The organism is Kordia aestuariivivens (assembly GCF_014397005.1).
GTDB lineage: Bacteria > Bacteroidota > Bacteroidia > Flavobacteriales > Flavobacteriaceae > Kordia > Kordia aestuariivivens.
Window position 1 is genome coordinate 691,734 of the sequence record NZ_JACGWS010000001.1, and the last position, 18,050, is coordinate 709,783.

The window sequence follows — 18,050 nt, forward strand, 5'->3', positions numbered from 1 at the left end:
ATACTGTCCATTGATGTTCACAAATCAGACTGAAAGATTAAATTTCGCCTCGGCAAAACATACACCTGATTATCCAGATTTCCTAGATATTCAGATTAAGTCATTCCAAGATTTCTTTCAATTAGAGACGAAATCGGAAGAGCGTGGTGAAGAAGGATTATACAACACCTTCCAAGAAAACTTTCCAATTACAGACACCCGTAATCAATTCGTATTAGAATTTCTTGATTACTTCGTCGACCCACCTAGATACAATATTCAAGAATGTATTGAAAGAGGATTAACATATAGTGTGCCATTAAAAGCACGTTTAAAACTATATTGTACAGATCCAGAGCATGAAGACTTTGAAACCATTGTACAAGATGTATATTTAGGAACCATTCCTTACATGACTCCAAGTGGAACGTTCTGTATCAATGGAGCTGAACGTGTAGTAGTTTCTCAATTACACCGTTCTCCAGGAGTATTTTTTGGACAATCTTTCCATGCAAATGGAACTAAGTTATATTCTGCCAGAGTAATTCCTTTTAAAGGATCATGGATAGAATTTGCTACTGATATCAATAGTGTAATGTATGCATATATTGATAGAAAGAAAAAACTACCTGTAACAACACTATTTAGAGCTATCGGATTTGAAAGTGATAAAGATATCCTTGAGATATTTGACCTTGCTGAAGAAGTGAAAGTTTCTAAAAGTGGACTTAAAAAAGTATTAGGTCGCAAGTTAGCTGCACGTGTATTAAATACATGGCATGAAGACTTCGTAGATGAAGATACAGGAGAAGTAGTATCTATTGAGCGTAATGAAATCGTTCTTGATAGAGATACTGTTTTAGAAAAAGAACACATAGAAGAAATCGTGGAAGCTGGTGTAAAAACTGTTCTTTTACATAAAGAAGAAAACCAAGCTGGTGATTACGCGATTATCCATAATACATTACAAAAAGATCCTACGAACTCTGAAAAAGAAGCCGTAGAGCATATTTATCGTCAATTACGTAATGCTGAGCCGCCAGATGAGGAAACAGCACGTGGTATTATCGATAAACTATTTTTCTCTGACCAAAGATATAATCTTGGTGGAGTAGGTCGTTACCGTATGAACAAAAAGTTAGGATTGAATATCGATATGGATAAGCAAGTCTTAACGAAGGAAGATATCATTACGATCATCAAATACTTAATTGAGTTAATCAACTCTAAAGCAGAAATTGATGATATTGATCACTTATCTAACAGACGTGTTCGTACAGTAGGAGAACAATTAGCACAACAATTCGGTGTTGGACTTGCACGTATGGCAAGAACAATCCGTGAGCGTATGAACGTTAGAGATAACGAGGTATTTACACCAATCGATTTGATTAATGCTAAAACCTTATCATCTGTAATTAATTCATTCTTCGGAACGAATCAGTTGTCTCAGTTTATGGATCAAACAAATCCATTAGCAGAAATCACACACAAGCGTCGTCTATCGGCTTTAGGACCTGGAGGACTTTCAAGAGAAAGAGCAGGTTTCGAAGTACGTGATGTTCACTATACACACTACGGACGTTTATGTCCTATTGAAACACCAGAAGGTCCAAACATTGGATTGATATCTTCTCTTGGAGTATTTGCGAAAGTAAACTCTATGGGATTCTTAGAAACTCCGTATCGTAAGGTAGAGAATGGAAAAGTTGATATCCATAAGTTTGCATACTTAAGTGCTGAAGAAGAAGAAGGAATGAAAATTTCACAAGCAAACATTCCAACAACTGAAGACGGTACCATCAGTGTTGAAAAAGTAATTGCGCGTGAAGAAGGAGATTTTCCAGTAGTATCTCCATCAGAAATCGATTATACGGATGTTGCACCAAATCAAATTGCATCAATCTCTGCATCGTTAATTCCTTTCTTGGAACATGATGATGCCAACCGTGCATTGATGGGATCAAACATGATGCGTCAAGCAGTACCATTATTACGTCCACAATCTCCAATCGTAGGAACAGGATTAGAGCGCCAAGTAGCTTCTGATTCTAGAGTATTGATAAATGCTGAAGGCGATGGATTGGCTGAATATGTAGATGCAAATAAAATTACAATCAAGTACGATCGTACAGATGAAGAAAAGTTAGTAAGTTTTGATGGAGACTCAAAAACATACAACTTAATCAAATTCCGTAAAACGAATCAAAGTACATCTATTAACCTAAAGCCAATCGTAAGAAAAGGTGATAGAGTTAAAAAAGGACAAGTACTTTGTGAAGGATATGCAACTCAAAAAGGTGAACTAGCACTTGGACGAAACATGAAGGTTGCCTTCATGCCTTGGAAAGGATATAACTTTGAGGATGCAATTGTAATCTCTGAAAAAGTAGTTCGTGAAGATATTTTCACATCTATTCACATTGATGAATATTCAATGGATGTTAGAGATACAAAATTAGGAGCTGAAGAATTAACCAATGACATTCCAAACGTTTCAGAAGAAGCTACAAAAGATTTAGATGAAAATGGAATGATTAGAGTTGGAGCTGAAGTAAAACCTGGCGACATTCTAATTGGTAAAATTACTCCAAAAGGAGAATCAGATCCAACACCAGAAGAAAAATTATTACGTGCAATCTTCGGAGACAAAGCAGGTGATGTAAAAGATGCTTCATTAAAAGCATCTCCATCATTACACGGAGTTGTAATTAATAAAAAATTATTCGCAAGAGCAATCAAAGACAAGCGTAAAAGAGCTAAAGATAAAGAGGAAATCGCAACTTTAGAACTTGAATACACGGTTAAATTTGGAGAACTAAGAGAAGTACTAATTGATAAGTTATTTACACTTGTGAATGGTAAAACCTCTCAAGGAGTTCAAAATGATCTTGGAGAAGAAGTATTACCAAAAGGGAAAAAGTTTACCTTAAAAATGTTAAACGCTGTTGAAGATTACGCGCATTTAACAGGAGGAACTTGGACTACTGATGATGATACAAACACTGCTATTGCAGATTTAGTACACAACTATAAAATCAAACTTAATGACCTTCAAGGAGCATTAAGAAGAGATAAATTTACAATATCCGTTGGAGATGAATTACCAGCAGGAATTTTAAAACTTGCAAAAGTGTATATCGCTAAAAAGCGTAAACTAAAAGTAGGTGATAAAATGGCAGGTCGTCACGGAAACAAAGGTATTGTAGCACGTATCGTACGTCAGGAAGATATGCCTTTCTTAGAAGACGGTACACCAGTTGATATTGTATTGAATCCATTAGGAGTACCTTCTCGTATGAATATCGGTCAGATTTATGAAACGGTATTAGGATGGGCAGGAGAAAAACTAGATAAAAAATATGCAACGCCAATCTTTGATGGGGCTTCATTAGATCAAATTAATGAAATCACTGATGAAGCGGGTGTTCCAAGATTTGGACATACATACCTTTACGATGGTGGAACAGGAGAACGTTTCGATCAACCAGCAACAGTAGGTATTATTTACATGCTGAAACTAGGACACATGGTAGATGATAAAATGCACGCACGTTCAATAGGACCGTACTCATTAATTACGCAACAACCATTAGGTGGTAAAGCGCAATTTGGAGGACAACGTTTTGGAGAAATGGAAGTTTGGGCATTAGAAGCGTATGGTGCATCTAGTACACTAAGAGAAATACTGACTGTAAAATCTGATGATGTAATTGGTAGAGCTAAAACATACGAAGCAATCGTAAAAGGTGAACCAATGCCAGAACCAGGATTACCTGAATCATTCAATGTATTAATGCATGAATTGAAAGGTCTTGGATTAGACATTAGATTAGAAGAATAAATATTAAATGCCGTGTAGCGTAAAGTTGCACGGCTATAAGTACACATAATTCATTATCAACCATTAGTATGGCAAGAAATAAAGATAAGAATACTGTAAAGAGATTTAATAAAATCTCAATAGGTTTAGCCTCTCCAGAGTCTATATTAGCAGCGTCAAAAGGTGAAGTGCTAAAACCTGAAACAATCAACTATCGTACACACAAACCTGAGCGTGACGGACTTTTCTGTGAACGTATCTTTGGACCTGTAAAGGATTACGAATGTGCTTGTGGTAAATACAAGAGAATTCGTTACAAAGGAATCGTTTGTGATCGATGTGGTGTTGAAGTAACAGAAAAAAAAGTACGTAGAGATAGAGTTGGACATATCAACTTAGTTGTGCCTGTTGCACATATATGGTATTTCCGTTCGTTACCAAACAAAATAGGATACCTTTTAGGGTTGCCGTCTAAGAAATTAGATATGATCATTTACTACGAACGTTATGTAGTAATTCAGCCAGGTGAAGCTAAAAATGAAGCTGGTGAGCCAGTTCAAAAAATGGATTTCCTTACGGAAGAAGAATACCTAAATATCTTAGAATCTCTTCCACAAGAAAACCTATACCTAGACGATACTGACCCTAACAAGTTTATCGCTAAAATGGGTGCTGAATGTTTAATTGAACTATTGTCAAGAATAGACTTAGATCAATTATCATTCGACTTAAGACACAAAGCAAACAACGAAACATCAAAACAACGTAAAACGGAAGCGTTAAAGCGTTTACAAGTGGTTGAAGCTTTACGTGATGCGAACAAAAATCGTGAAAACCATCCAGAATGGATGATCATGAAAGTTGTTCCTGTAATTCCACCAGAATTACGTCCGTTAGTACCATTAGATGGTGGTCGTTTTGCAACGTCTGATTTAAATGATTTATACCGTAGAGTAATTATCAGAAACAATCGTTTAAAAAGATTAATGGAGATCAAAGCTCCTGAAGTAATCTTACGTAACGAGAAGCGTATGCTTCAAGAATCTGTAGATTCATTATTCGATAACACGCGTAAATCATCAGCTGTAAAAACGGATTCTAACAGACCATTAAAATCATTATCAGATTCCTTAAAAGGTAAGCAAGGACGTTTCCGTCAAAACTTACTTGGAAAACGTGTGGATTATTCTGCTCGTTCGGTAATTGTTGTAGGTCCAGAATTAAAATTATTCGAATGTGGATTGCCTAAAAATATGGCAGCGGAACTTTACAAGCCTTTCGTAATTAGAAAACTAATTGAAAGAGGAATTGTAAAAACTGTAAAATCTGCAAAGAAAATTATAGACAAGAAAGAACCAGTAGTTTGGGATATTCTTGACAACGTTATTAAAGGTCATCCAGTATTACTAAACCGTGCGCCTACGCTGCACAGACTTGGTATACAAGCGTTCCAGCCTAAACTGATTGAAGGAAAAGCAATTCAGTTACACCCATTAGTATGTACGGCATTCAACGCCGATTTTGATGGGGATCAAATGGCAGTTCACTTACCATTAGGACCAGAAGCAATCTTAGAAGCACAACTACTAATGTTAGCTTCTCACAACATTCTGAATCCAGCAAATGGTTCACCAATTACAGTACCTTCTCAGGATATGGTACTTGGTTTATACTATATGACAAAGTTGCGTAAATCTACTCCAGATCGTAAAATCAAAGGAGAAGGGTTAACATTTTACTCTGCTGAAGAAGTAATAATGGCGTACAATGAAAAGCAGATAGAGTTGAATGCTTCTATGAAAATTAGAACCATGGACTTTAATGAAGAAGGGAAATTAGTTCCTCAAATCATTGAAACAACTGTTGGACGTGTACTTTTCAACGAAAAAGTGCCTGCGCAAGCTGGTTATATCAATGAAGTATTAACGAAAAAATCGTTGCGTAATATTATTGGTGATATCTTAAGAGTTACCGATATTCCTACGACAGCAAACTTCTTAGATGAAATCAAGAATCTTGGATACGGATTTGCCTTTAGAGGTGGATTATCATTCAGTTTAGGAGATATTATCATTCCAAAAGAAAAGCAATCGTTAATTGACAATGCGAACAAAGAAGTTGATAAAATTACCATGAGTTATAACATGGGATTAATTACCAACAACGAACGTTACAACCAAGTAATTGACAGATGGACAACAACGAATGCAAACCTTACGGAGTTGTCTATGAAGCACATTAGTGAAGATCAACAAGGATTTAACTCTGTGTATATGATGCTTGATTCTGGAGCCCGTGGTTCTAAAGAACAAATACGTCAGTTAACAGGTATGCGTGGATTAATGGCGAAACCGAAAAAATCGACTGCCGGTGGTGGAGAAATTATTGAAAACCCGATTCTTTCTAACTTTAAAGAAGGATTATCGATCTTAGAATACTTTATCTCTACACACGGTGCACGTAAAGGTCTTGCCGATACCGCATTAAAAACTGCCGATGCAGGATACTTAACACGTCGTTTAGTAGATGTATCTCAAGATGTAATTGTGAACATTCATGATTGTGAAACATTAAGAGGTGTTGAAGTAAAAGCATTAAAGAAAAATGAAGATGTTGTTGAGCCATTAAAAGAACGTATTCTTGGTAGAGTTGCATTGCAAAATGTATACAATCCATTAACAGAAGAAGTTTTAGTAGCGGCCGGACAAGAAATTTCAGAAGAAATTGCTCAAACTATAGAAGACTCACCAGTAGAATCAGTAGAAGTAAGATCTCCATTAGCATGTGAAGCGCAAAAAGGTATTTGTGCAAAATGTTACGGAAGAAATCTCTCTACAAATAAAATGGTTCAAATTGGAGAAGCTGTAGGAGTTGTTGCTGCACAATCTATTGGAGAACCTGGTACACAGTTAACACTACGTACATTCCACATGGGAGGAACAGCAAGTAATATTTCTGAAGAAAACCAATTACGTGCTAAATTTGGCGGTGTAGCTGAAATCGAAGAACTAAAAACAGTTCTTGGAGAGAATGCGCAAGGCGAAATGGTTGATATCGTAATTTCTCGTACATCTGAAATTAAAGTATACGACAAGAAAACAGGTATTACCTTAAGTACAAATAACATTCCTTATGGGTCAGCAATTTTCGTGAAAAGTGGAGACACTATCGCTAAAAATGATCCTATTTGTCAGTGGGATCCATATAACGGTGTAATTATCTCTGAATTTGCTGGAAAAATTCAATATGAAAACATCGAACAAGGTGTTACTTTCCAAGTAGAAATTGATGAGCAAACAGGATTCCAAGAAAAAGTAATTTCTGAATCAAGAAATAAAAAATTAATTCCAACACTTCAAATTTTAAATACTAAAGGAGAAGTACAACGTTCATACAACTTACCAGTAGGTTCTCACTTAATGGTAGATGACAATGAAAAGATTAAAGTTGGTAAAATTTTAGTTAAAATACCTCGTAAGTCTGCTAAATCTGGAGATATTACAGGAGGTTTACCACGTGTAACAGAATTATTTGAAGCGCGTAACCCTTCTAATCCAGCAGTAGTGTCTGAGATTGATGGTGTAGTTTCTTTTGGTAAAATCAAAAGAGGTAACCGTGAAATCATTGTAGAGTCTAAATTTGAAGACGTAAGAAAATATTTAGTAAAACTTTCAAATCAAATTTTAGTACAAGAAAATGATTACGTAAGAGCAGGAATGCCACTTTCGGATGGTTCTATTACGCCAAATGACATCTTAAACATTAAAGGACCTTCTGCAGTACAGCAGTACTTAGTAAATGAAGTACAAGAAGTATATCGTTTACAAGGAGTAAAAATTAATGATAAGCACTTTGAAGTAATCGTTCGTCAAATGATGCGTAAAGTAAGAATTGGAGATCCAGGAGATACAATCTTCTTAGAAAACCAATTAATACACAAGTCTGATTTCATTAGAGAGAATGACAATCTTTACGGTCAAAAAGTAGTTGAAGACGCAGGTGACTCAGAAAACTTCAAGCCAGGGCAAATCCTTTCTCCAAGAGAATTGAGAGATGAAAACTCTGTGTTAAGAAGAGCTGATAAACAATTAGTATCTGCAAGAGATATTGTTCCGGCAACGGCAACACCAATCTTACAAGGTATTACAAGAGCTTCATTACAGACGAAATCATTCATCTCAGCAGCATCATTCCAGGAAACAACAAAAGTACTGAACGAAGCAGCTGTAAGTGGTAAGATTGATTCACTTGAAGGATTAAAAGAAAATGTAATTGTTGGACATAGAATTCCAGCAGGAACAGGAATGCGTAAGTACGATGATATCATTGTAGGTTCGAAAGAAGAATACAACGAAATCATGGCTGCCAAGCATGAAATAAACTTTTAATACATGAACAACGACAAAGCAAACGAAAAGCAAATCAACATAGAGTTGGATGATGCAATTGCAGAAGGAATTTATTCCAACTTAGCAATCATCAATCATTCCGCTTCAGAATTTGTAGTAGATTTTGTAAACATTATGCCTGGGCGACCAAAGGCAAAAGTAAAATCTAGAATTGTATTAACACCACAACATGCAAAACGATTAATGAAGGCATTAGGTGAAAACATACAACGCTTTGAAAAAGCTCATGGACAAATTAAAGAATTTGAACATCCTACAATTCCAATGAACTTTGGACCGACAGGAGAAGCATAAACTAAAAAACCTCAATTTTCGAATTGAGGTTTTTTTATTTCTAGCAATATTTAAAAAATCTATTGTAAATATAAAATAAATAGATTTTAATTATTTTTAATTAAAATCAGGCTTTTTCACATACGATTTAATACCTACAAAAAAGACATCCATGCATTTGGATGTCTTTTTTGTGTAAATCGCTTAAAAAGCTTTAAAATAATTATTTTGCTTAAATTTCTAAAAAGAGAATGCTCTTTAATTTATTAATAATTTAATTTTTTAATTAGTACTGTCCGATTAAATGTTTTTAAGAAGATAGTAAAATCTATTTGTTCTTTGAAAATTACATCTGTTTATCAAATAGTAAGCATCAAGTCTTTATTCTATATTCTAAAAGCGAAGCGGTCTAAAATCTTTAAATTAACTAAAACTCACTTGTAAAGTGGAATTTAATATTCGGATATTTCTGTTGTGTCATTTGTAATGAAAAAGAAGAATCAGCCAAAAAGACCATTTTATTCTCTTTATCACGTGCTAAAAATTTCTGTTTTACACGTTTAAAATCTAAAAATGCAGGATCTTTTTTGTTGTCAACTTCAACCCAACACGCTTTATGAACATTTAAGTTTTCATACGAACATTTTGCGCCATATTCATGCTCCAATCGATATTGAATTACCTCATATTGAAGTGCTCCAACAGTTCCTATAATCTTTCTATTATTCAAATCTAACGTAAATAACTGCGCAACTCCTTCATCCATCAACTGACTAATCCCTTTTTGTAACTGCTTGGATTTCATTGGGTCAGCGTTATTTATATACCTAAAATGCTCAGGTGAAAAACTTGGAACACCTTTGTAATTCATTTTTTCTCCAGCAGTCAATGTATCTCCAATTTTAAAATTTCCAGTATCGTGTAAACCTACAATATCACCAGGGAATGACTCATCAACAATTTGTTTCTTCTCAGCAAAAAAGGCGTTTGGACTCGAAAATTTTAAGTTCTTATCAAGCCGAACATGTAAGTACGGAGTATTTCGTTTAAAAACTCCAGAAACGATCTTTATAAAAGCAAGTCTATCTCTATGTTTAGGATCCATATTCGCATGAATCTTAAAAACAAAACCAGAAAAATCATCTTCATTAGGTTCTACCAAACGTGTGTCAGAATCTTTTGGTCGTGGAGTTGGAGCAATTTCTACAAAACAATCGAGCAATTCTCTCACACCAAAATTATTCAAAGCAGAACCAAAAAATACAGGTTGCAATTCACCTTTTAAATATTCATCTCTGTCAAAATTTGGATACACTTCGGTGACTAATTCTAGCTCTTCACGCAACGTTTCTGCTGTGCTATCGCCTATATAATTTTCAAGTTCAGGGTTGTTAACATCTTCAAAATGAATGGCTTTGGAGATTGTTTGTTTATTATCAGCTGTAAATAAATTAATATTCTTTTCCCAAATATTATAAATACCTTTAAAATCATAACCCATACCAATTGGGAAACTCAAAGGCGTAACGCGCAAACCTAATTTTTGTTCTACTTCATCTAACAAATCAAAAGCATCTTTTCCTTCTCTATCCAATTTATTAATAAAAACAATAATTGGAATCTTTCGCATGCGACAAACGGCAACTAATTTTTCGGTTTGCTCTTCCACACCTTTTGCGACATCGATCACTACAATAACACTATCTACAGCACTTAAAGTGCGAAACGTATCTTCTGCAAAATCCTTGTGTCCGGGCGTATCTAAAATGTTAATTTTCTTGTCTTTATAAATAAAAGCTAATACGGACGTTGCTACAGAAATTCCTCTCTGACGTTCAATTTCCATAAAATCACTGGTAGCACCTTTCTTAATTTTATTATTCTTAACGGCGCCTGCTTCTTGAATTGCACCACCAAAAAGTAATAATTTCTCAGTAAGTGTTGTCTTTCCTGCATCTGGGTGAGAAATAATACCAAAAGTTCTTCGCTTATTTATCTCTTGTTGTATGCTCATTTGAAATAGTTAAAATAGGTGTCAAAAATATCACTTTTAAATCAAATACACTCATAAAGTTTTGAACAACTTTTAAGGCAAAAATCGCAATATTTTAACAGAAATAGTGCGATTTTGTTAAAAAACAGTAAAGAAACAGTTGAACGAGAAAAAATGTTTTTCATCGAAAAAACAGAGCCTTTGACTGTTGTTACTACATATATGTATGTATCAGTGATTACATTTGTTAAAATACGTTAAGAAAAAAACAGTCATTTTTCTTAAAGAGCCTAAAAATACTCGAATGAACAACATTACTATTGATGTACTGTTTAGAAGTAAATTCTCAAACAGTGCCTTAATTTTTATATTTATTCTTAAAAGAGTTTCCCTTATGCTTGCGTTGTGGCTTTCCATGCTGCACACGCAAATTTCTTATGCGCAAGAAAAAAATGTCTACGATGTACAAAATCTAAAACTAGACGAAACTACGGCTGACGGAATTATTTCCTTTCAAAAAATAGTGCCTCATTTAATGGGTATTCCAAAGCTAAGACGCCATGTCTATGAAAATCAAGAGCTGTATCCAATGGAGCAAAAAGCGATTGAAACAAGCAGAGACAAAAAACATGAAGCGCACAAGCGTTGGGAGCGATACATGCGTAAGCTGCCTGTATATGTATACGTTGTGAGAGATGTGCAAAATTACATTCAAGTAACCACAGAAATTAGCAATCGTTTTACGGTTTGTCAAAAATTCAATGACAATCTAACTGTCAATATTGAAAATAAAAATGAATACCCTATCAGTGCAGAAATAGAATTCGACGCTGGGAATCTGGTTAACTTTCCAAAATCAGGTGAAGAAATAAAAATCACATTCAATAAAAACCAAAAAATAACCTTCAATTACATTGGTAACGGAAGGGCAACATTTAGTTTGCCTGCAAAATCAAAAGTATCAGCAACAATTCCTGTTGTATATACCTGCGATGGTAAAAATGGTAAGACTAACAAAACTGAAAACAACCAAATCTTGATAAATCACAAGATTAATCTTGTTGGGTACATTTATAACAGTGAAAAAAAGGAGTTATACAGAATAACTTCTTTCCCTGTTACTACCTCAAGTATTAAACTTGCATATCTGTAAAATAAAGTTTCATGACTATGAAAAAAATTACATCAAAAATATTAGTAACACTAGTGGTGTCATTACTATTTTTATTCAGCGCTAATGCACAAAACATTTCTGGAGTAGTAAACTCATATACCACGGTTTCTGCTATAAGCGGAACAAGTGTTACAGTAGGAAGTAGTGCTGGATTAGCAATCAATGATCCTGTAATGATTATCCAAATGACAGGTATCAGTGGTGGTGGAAATACAGGAGGAACTGATAATGGAGCAGGAAACTATCACTTAGCAAAAATTACCAACATTGTTGGTACTACGCTAACAATAGATATAGCTGTAACAAAAACATTTACACCAGCAACAGAAAGAGTTCAGTTAGTCGGAATTGCAAAATATACAAGTGATGTTACGGTCGTAGGTACTGTATCAGCACAGCCATGGAACGGAAGTACAGGAGGAGTTGTCTATATAGATGCTTGTGATAATAATATTACAATGAATGCAGACATAAATGCATCTGGAGATGGTTTCTTTGGAAGAGCTACAACTGGAGATTTCACTGTAGATAACTGTGGAGAATCAGCAGCATTATTAAACACACCTGATGAGAACTGGGGAACAGATCCTGTTTATTTCGGTGGAGATTTTGGAAATGCAGCACCATTATCTGGTGGAACTGGTAGAGGTGGTCACGGAGGTTGTAATGCCGCACAAGGAGCACCAGATGGAGGAGCAGGAGTTGGAGGTAATGGAGCAAACTCTACTGACATCACACTTGGATCAGGTGGTGGTGGTGGTGGATATGGTGGTGGAGGAACCAGTGGAGGAGCTGGTGCTACTATTTCAGGAACTGCTGCACCAGCTGTAGGAAATGTTTTTAACGCGGCAAGTAACTTACGATTATTCATGGGGGCTTCAGGAGGTTCTGAAGCAGAATGGGCACCAGCTACTGGAAACGGTGGTGGAATTGTAATCGTTCTTGCAAATAATATAACTACCAATGGTTCTAACAGAGATATTGTTAGTGATGGAGATGACGGACCTAACTCAGGAACATATTCCTTTTTTGGAGATGCTTCAAATGTAACAGGTGGAGCCGGTGGAGCTGGGTACATAGTTGTTCAGGCAAATTCAATTAATTCACAAGTAAGAGCATTTGCACGTGGTGGAAATGCAACAACACAACCAGGTGCATCACCAGTTTTTATAGAATATGGTGGTCCAGGTGGTGGAGGATTTGTGATAAGTTCAACCGCAATTACAACAACAGCTGTAACTAGTGGTAATGTTCCGGTAGGAAATGGAGCGCGATCAGGTGCTGCGGGTAGCGTAGTTACTGATGCAGGAATTACGACTGCTTTTACAATAGAATGTCTAAACTGTAACATAGCAGACGCAGGAAAAACAAATGAAACGTGTAACAATAACTTAACACGCGTTCGATCAGATGATTTTATAAGCTTTGATTTAAACCCAACAGGAACAGACATAGGCACAACGTATACAGTGTCTGTTGACAATGGAGGTGCCATAACACCAACAACAGGAACGTATGGAACTGCAACAAGCTTTAGCTTGCAAGATGGTTCGGCGAACAATACATTATACACAATTACAATAACTGATAACGATACTGCAGGATGTACTACAACAACTACAGTGCAACAAACGAACTGTGATATAGATTTCTGTGATTTATCTATTGCAGGAAACGTAGATACCGATTCAGATGGTGTAGCAGATTACTGTGATGAAGATGATGACAATGACGGAATTTTAGATACACAAGAATTATGCGGAACAGATCCTTTAACTTTAAATCCTGATTCGATTGTCGAAATTCAAATTGATTTAGATCAATTTTCAACTGAAGTTGGATGGTCGTTAGCCAGAGGTGTTACACCGCTTTTTTCAGTGCCACAAGGAACATACGGAACAGGGAATGTAACAGTAACGCAAACGGTAACCATTACAGAAAACGGAAATCATGTATTCATCATTACGGATAACTTCGGAGATGGTATACAAGGGAATTCATACCGAATATTAGTTGATGGAGTTATTGTAATAAACCGAACTTTTGGATCGCCAACAGATACCACTACGTTTTCACAAACAGATAATTTCTTAGTAAATACAATTGTAACCAATCCTTTTAGCTGTTTATCCAATGATCCTTCGGGAGATGTAGATGGCGATGGTATTATAAATTATAGTGATCCAAACTATTGTGTATTAAACGGAAATGGTGTCTGTGATAACTTAGATGAAGATGGTGATGGAATCATAAACTCATTAGACCTTGATTCAGATGGTGATATGTGTTTTGATACACTTGAAGCTGGACATGCAGACGGAGACGATGACGGAATACTAGGTAGTGCTCCAATTTCAGTAAACGCTACAAATGGTAGAGTAACTGGACAAGGTGGATACACAGGTACAGACCCAGCAGTCACAAATTCAGCAAATACTGCCGCATGTGACACATGTGAATTGTTAAGTGCTTCTGTGTCATCAATATTTTGTGATGACAATGGAACTCCTTTTGATGATTCAGACGATACCTTTACATTCTACATAAGTCCTAATGGAAATCTTTTAGCAGCAACATACAGTGTAACGGGCGACATTACAAGTGCGAATGTTTCGTATGCTGCTCCTCAACAATTTGGTCCATTTGCAATCTCTGGAGGCGATATAACATTTACCATCACAGATGATGCAGACGGAGCATGTCAATTAGTAGATGTTACAGTAACACCACCAGCAACATGTTCAACTTCTACAACTGTAGATACTGATAATGACACTGTTGTAGACAATATAGACATAGACAATGATAATGACGGAATCATTGATGACAATGAAAACGTATGCGCAACAAGACCAATAACTTCAGGTGCTTGGTCAGGAAGCAATCCGTATGCTAATACAGCAGGATCCGTTGGAGTTTCCTTTGGAAGTACAATTCCAGCAGGAGGATTAGTGACTTATGTGCCAAATGGTACAATGACCACAAATTCTTTCTTTTCGGATGCCACAGTTGAAGGTTCTAATTCGCTACAATTTTTATTCACATGGGATACAACGGCAGAATCTTTAAACGCTGCTGCAGATGACAGAGTTGTAGGAACAATCACAATAACATACAGTCAACCTGTATACAACCCTATCATTCATATAGACAGACTAGGAGGAAACAGTCAAGTGCCTTCAGGAAATTACATATCAAACTCGTCATTATGGACACTGCAAAACGCAGGTTTATCCATGGCTAAAATAGCTGGAAATGATCAGTTAATAGTAAACTCAAAACAATTCTATCGTGATCCTAATCAAAATCTAGGAACAGGGACACCAATCGTACTTTCTGGAGATGCAGATGCTGCAGGGTTTGGTACTGCGGCAGGAAGTATCCAAATATATGGTAGCGTAACAACACTAACATTCCTAGTTACAGGAGAAGGTCTTGATGGAAATGGATCTGATGCCGTAGAAATGTCATTCGATGCCTGTCCAGTAGTAGATACAGATGGAGATACAATTCCTGATTTCTTAGACACTGATAGTGATGGGGACGGATGTCCAGATGCTTTAGAAGGAGCTGCAAATTTCACTACTGTAGATTTAACTTCTAGTAATAACTTAGCAGACGATGATGAAGGTGCAGTTGCAGCTAATGGAGTTCCTACCAATGCAGGAAGTCCGCAAGCAACAAATGCAAATGTTACAACAGCTACACAAGCAGCAATTACAACAGAGCCAACTGGACAGTTAATAATTGTAGGTGGAAACGCTACTTTTACAGCGGCGGCAAGTTCACAATCAACAACAACATTTGCTTCTGGAACACCAAATTATACAGTTCCTCCAGCAACAGATTCTTCAGCAAACATTGCATATCAATGGCAAGAAAGTACTAATAATGGAACAACTTGGACTAACATAACAGTTGCAGGAACCAATCCAACATATGCAGGATTCAACACAAATACATTAACATTAACTAACGTACCAATTTCATATAATGGAAATGTTTATCAATTAATCGTCACTCATAGTGAAAACTCGTGTATACTCATAGATTCACAAAACGCAAACCTAGCTGTTTCTACTATTAGTGATGTTGATAATGATGGTGTAAACGATGATGTTGATTTAGACAATGACAATGATGGTATTTTAGATACTGTTGAAAATGACTGTTCGCCAAACCCAACAGCGATCAATACTCCAGGATATGCATTAAATACAGATTTTTCAGGTTCTTCATTGCCAGATTTAGCAGAATATAACGGAACAGATATAGATTTGTCATATGTATTACAAGGAACTGCAACATGGAATAGTGGAGTAGAAATCCAAAATAACGGAGCCATTAACCCTGACGGTGACTATGTGAATCTTCAACCAGACAATACAAATTTTCAAAATGGTGATGTCGGAATCTATACCATGGATTTCAACAGATCAGGAGTTGCATCAGCAGTGACCAATCTTTCATTTAGAATAGGAGGAATGGACAATGGTGATATTGTACAATTTCAAGCTTTTCATAATGGAGTGGAAACACTTGTAAATCAGACGAATATTACCAATATCAATATTGCGGCAGGAAATTACTTTACCATAGGCAATAATGCAGTAAGAAGTCAAAACGGTGGCGCAAATGCACCTAACAATTCAGTAGAATTCTCAATCACGTCACCTGTAGATCAAATTGTTCTGACTATTGGTAAGAATGGAGCTAATGGTTCAAATATAACTTTACAGATATACAACATTGCTTACTGTATAGCGCTAGATACAGATGGTGACGGTTTAGTTGATAGCTTAGATGCAGACAGTGATAATGATGGTTGTGCAGATGCTATTGAGGGAGGAGCAAATTTCACTGCTGCCAATTTAACTTCTAGTAATAATTTAGCGGATGATGATGAAGGAGCAGTAGATGGAACTGGAGTTCCAACCAATGTAGGAAGTCCGCAAGCAACAAACGCAAACGTAACAACAGCTACACAAGCTGCAATCACAACAGAGCCAACAAGTCAATCAACACTTGCCGGTGGAAGTACTACTTTTACATCCGCAGCAAGTGCACAATCAACAACTACGTTTGCCACTGGTACACCAAATTACACAGTGCCTCCAGCAACAGATTCTTCAGCCAATATAACTTACCAATGGCAAGAAAGTACTGATAATGGAGCAACTTGGACAAATATTACAGTTGCAGGAACAAATCCAACCTATGCAGGTTTCAACTCAAACACACTAACACTCACAAACATACCAAGTTCATACAACGGATATGACTATCAAGTAATTATAACTCATTCTGAAAATGAATGTATACTTATAGATTCTCAAGATGCAAATCTAACTGTAAATGCGCTAGTTGCGATGAGCGTTGGTGATGTAACCATCGCAGAAGACGGCGGAAGCGTCTCAGTACCAGTGAGCATTGACAATCCAAGCAGTGTAGATACGGTAGTAAGTATCACGACGACTGATAACTCTGCAACTGATCCAAATGATTATACCACGACCACAGTTACTGCAACCATTCCAGCAGGACAAACGACCGTGAACGTTAGTATTCCAATTACCGATGATGTAGTTGGAGAGCCAACCGAAGACTTTACAGTTACAGGTAGCGTTGCTAGTGGCAACACGAGCAACCCAACAGATTCAGGAACGGTAACGATCACAGATAATGATACCCCAGCGATGAGCGTTGGTGATGTAACCATCGCAGAAGACGGCGGAAGTGCATCCGTACCAGTGAGCATTGACAATCCAAGTAGTGTTGATACGGTAGTAAGTATCACAACAACCGATAACAGTGCAACCGATCCAAATGATTATACAACCACGACGGTTACTGCAACGATTCCAGCAGGACAAACAACAGTGAACGTTAGTATTCCAATTACCGATGATGTAGTTGGAGAACCAACAGAGGACTTTACAGTTACTGGAACAGTAGCTAGTGGCAACACGAGCAATCCAACAGATTCAGGAACGGTAACGATCACAGATAATGACACCCCAGCGATGAGTGTTGGTGATGTAACCATCGCAGAAGACGGCGGAAGCGTCTCGGTACCAGTGAGCATTGACAATCCAAGTAGTGTTGATACGGTAGTAAGTATCACGACGACTGATAACAGTGCAACGAATCCAAATGATTATACAACGACGACCGTTACTGCTACGATTCCAGCGGGACAAACAACGGTGAACGTTAGTATTCCAATTACTGATGATACAACTGGAGAACCAACCGAGGACTTTACAGTTACAGGAACAGTAGCTAGTGGCAACACGAGCAATCCAACAGATTCAGGAACGGTAACGATCACAGATAATGACACCCCAGCGATGAGCGTTGGTGATGTAACCATCGCAGAAGACGGCGGAAGCGTCTCGG

General features: G+C 36.7%; 6 protein-coding genes. 5 read left to right on the forward strand and 1 reads right to left on the reverse strand.

Translation table 11 applies throughout. From position 1 onward, the window contains the following. Positions 1 to 13 precede the first annotated feature (13 nt). From rpoB to H2O64_RS03225, 3 genes are all read left to right on the forward strand, one after another. Entirely contained in the window at positions 14 to 3,823 is a 3,810-nt protein-coding gene (gene rpoB, locus H2O64_RS03215) for a DNA-directed RNA polymerase subunit beta (protein ID WP_187560686.1), read from the forward strand. Positions 3,824 to 3,891: 68 nt separating this feature from the next. Continuing rightward, the gene (rpoC, locus tag H2O64_RS03220) at positions 3,892 to 8,190 is read left to right on the forward strand and encodes a DNA-directed RNA polymerase subunit beta' (protein ID WP_187560687.1); all 4,299 of its coding nucleotides are present in this window, start codon (positions 3,892 to 3,894) and stop codon (positions 8,188 to 8,190) included. A gap of 3 nt (positions 8,191 to 8,193) precedes the next feature. Then, positions 8,194 to 8,505: a DUF3467 domain-containing protein gene (locus H2O64_RS03225; protein WP_187560688.1), complete on the forward strand. Its 312-nt coding sequence runs from the start codon at positions 8,194 to 8,196 to the stop codon at positions 8,503 to 8,505. Between the two features lie 406 nt (positions 8,506 to 8,911). Here the strand turns inward: H2O64_RS03225 and H2O64_RS03230 are convergent, their stop codons facing one another. Beyond that, positions 8,912 to 10,498 carry a peptide chain release factor 3 gene (locus H2O64_RS03230; RefSeq protein WP_187560689.1) on the reverse strand — a complete coding sequence of 529 codons (1,587 nt, stop codon included), beginning with the start codon at positions 10,496 to 10,498 and terminating at the stop codon, positions 8,912 to 8,914. A gap of 283 nt (positions 10,499 to 10,781) precedes the next feature. Here H2O64_RS03230 and H2O64_RS03235 point away from each other — a divergent pair, with 283 nt between their 5' ends. Together H2O64_RS03235 and H2O64_RS03240 are read left to right on the forward strand one after the other, a co-directional pair. Then, positions 10,782 to 11,630, forward strand: a complete 849-nt coding sequence (locus H2O64_RS03235) for a hypothetical protein (protein ID WP_187560690.1) — start codon at positions 10,782 to 10,784, stop codon at positions 11,628 to 11,630. A gap of 17 nt (positions 11,631 to 11,647) precedes the next feature. Beyond that, positions 11,648 to 18,050, forward strand: a 6,403-nt coding sequence (locus H2O64_RS03240) for a Calx-beta domain-containing protein (RefSeq protein WP_317173813.1), incomplete at its 3' end; no start/stop codon positions are given.

Coding starts and splice junctions, on each gene's coding strand:
- rpoB (WP_187560686.1), top strand. CDS start 14: ATGTTCACAAATCAGACTGAAAGATTAAATTTCGCCTCGGCAAAACAT.
- rpoC (WP_187560687.1), top strand. CDS start 3,892: ATGGCAAGAAATAAAGATAAGAATACTGTAAAGAGATTTAATAAAATC.
- H2O64_RS03225 (WP_187560688.1), top strand. CDS start 8,194: ATGAACAACGACAAAGCAAACGAAAAGCAAATCAACATAGAGTTGGAT.
- H2O64_RS03230 (WP_187560689.1), bottom strand. CDS start 10,498: ATGAGCATACAACAAGAGATAAATAAGCGAAGAACTTTTGGTATTATT.
- H2O64_RS03235 (WP_187560690.1), top strand. CDS start 10,782: ATGAACAACATTACTATTGATGTACTGTTTAGAAGTAAATTCTCAAAC.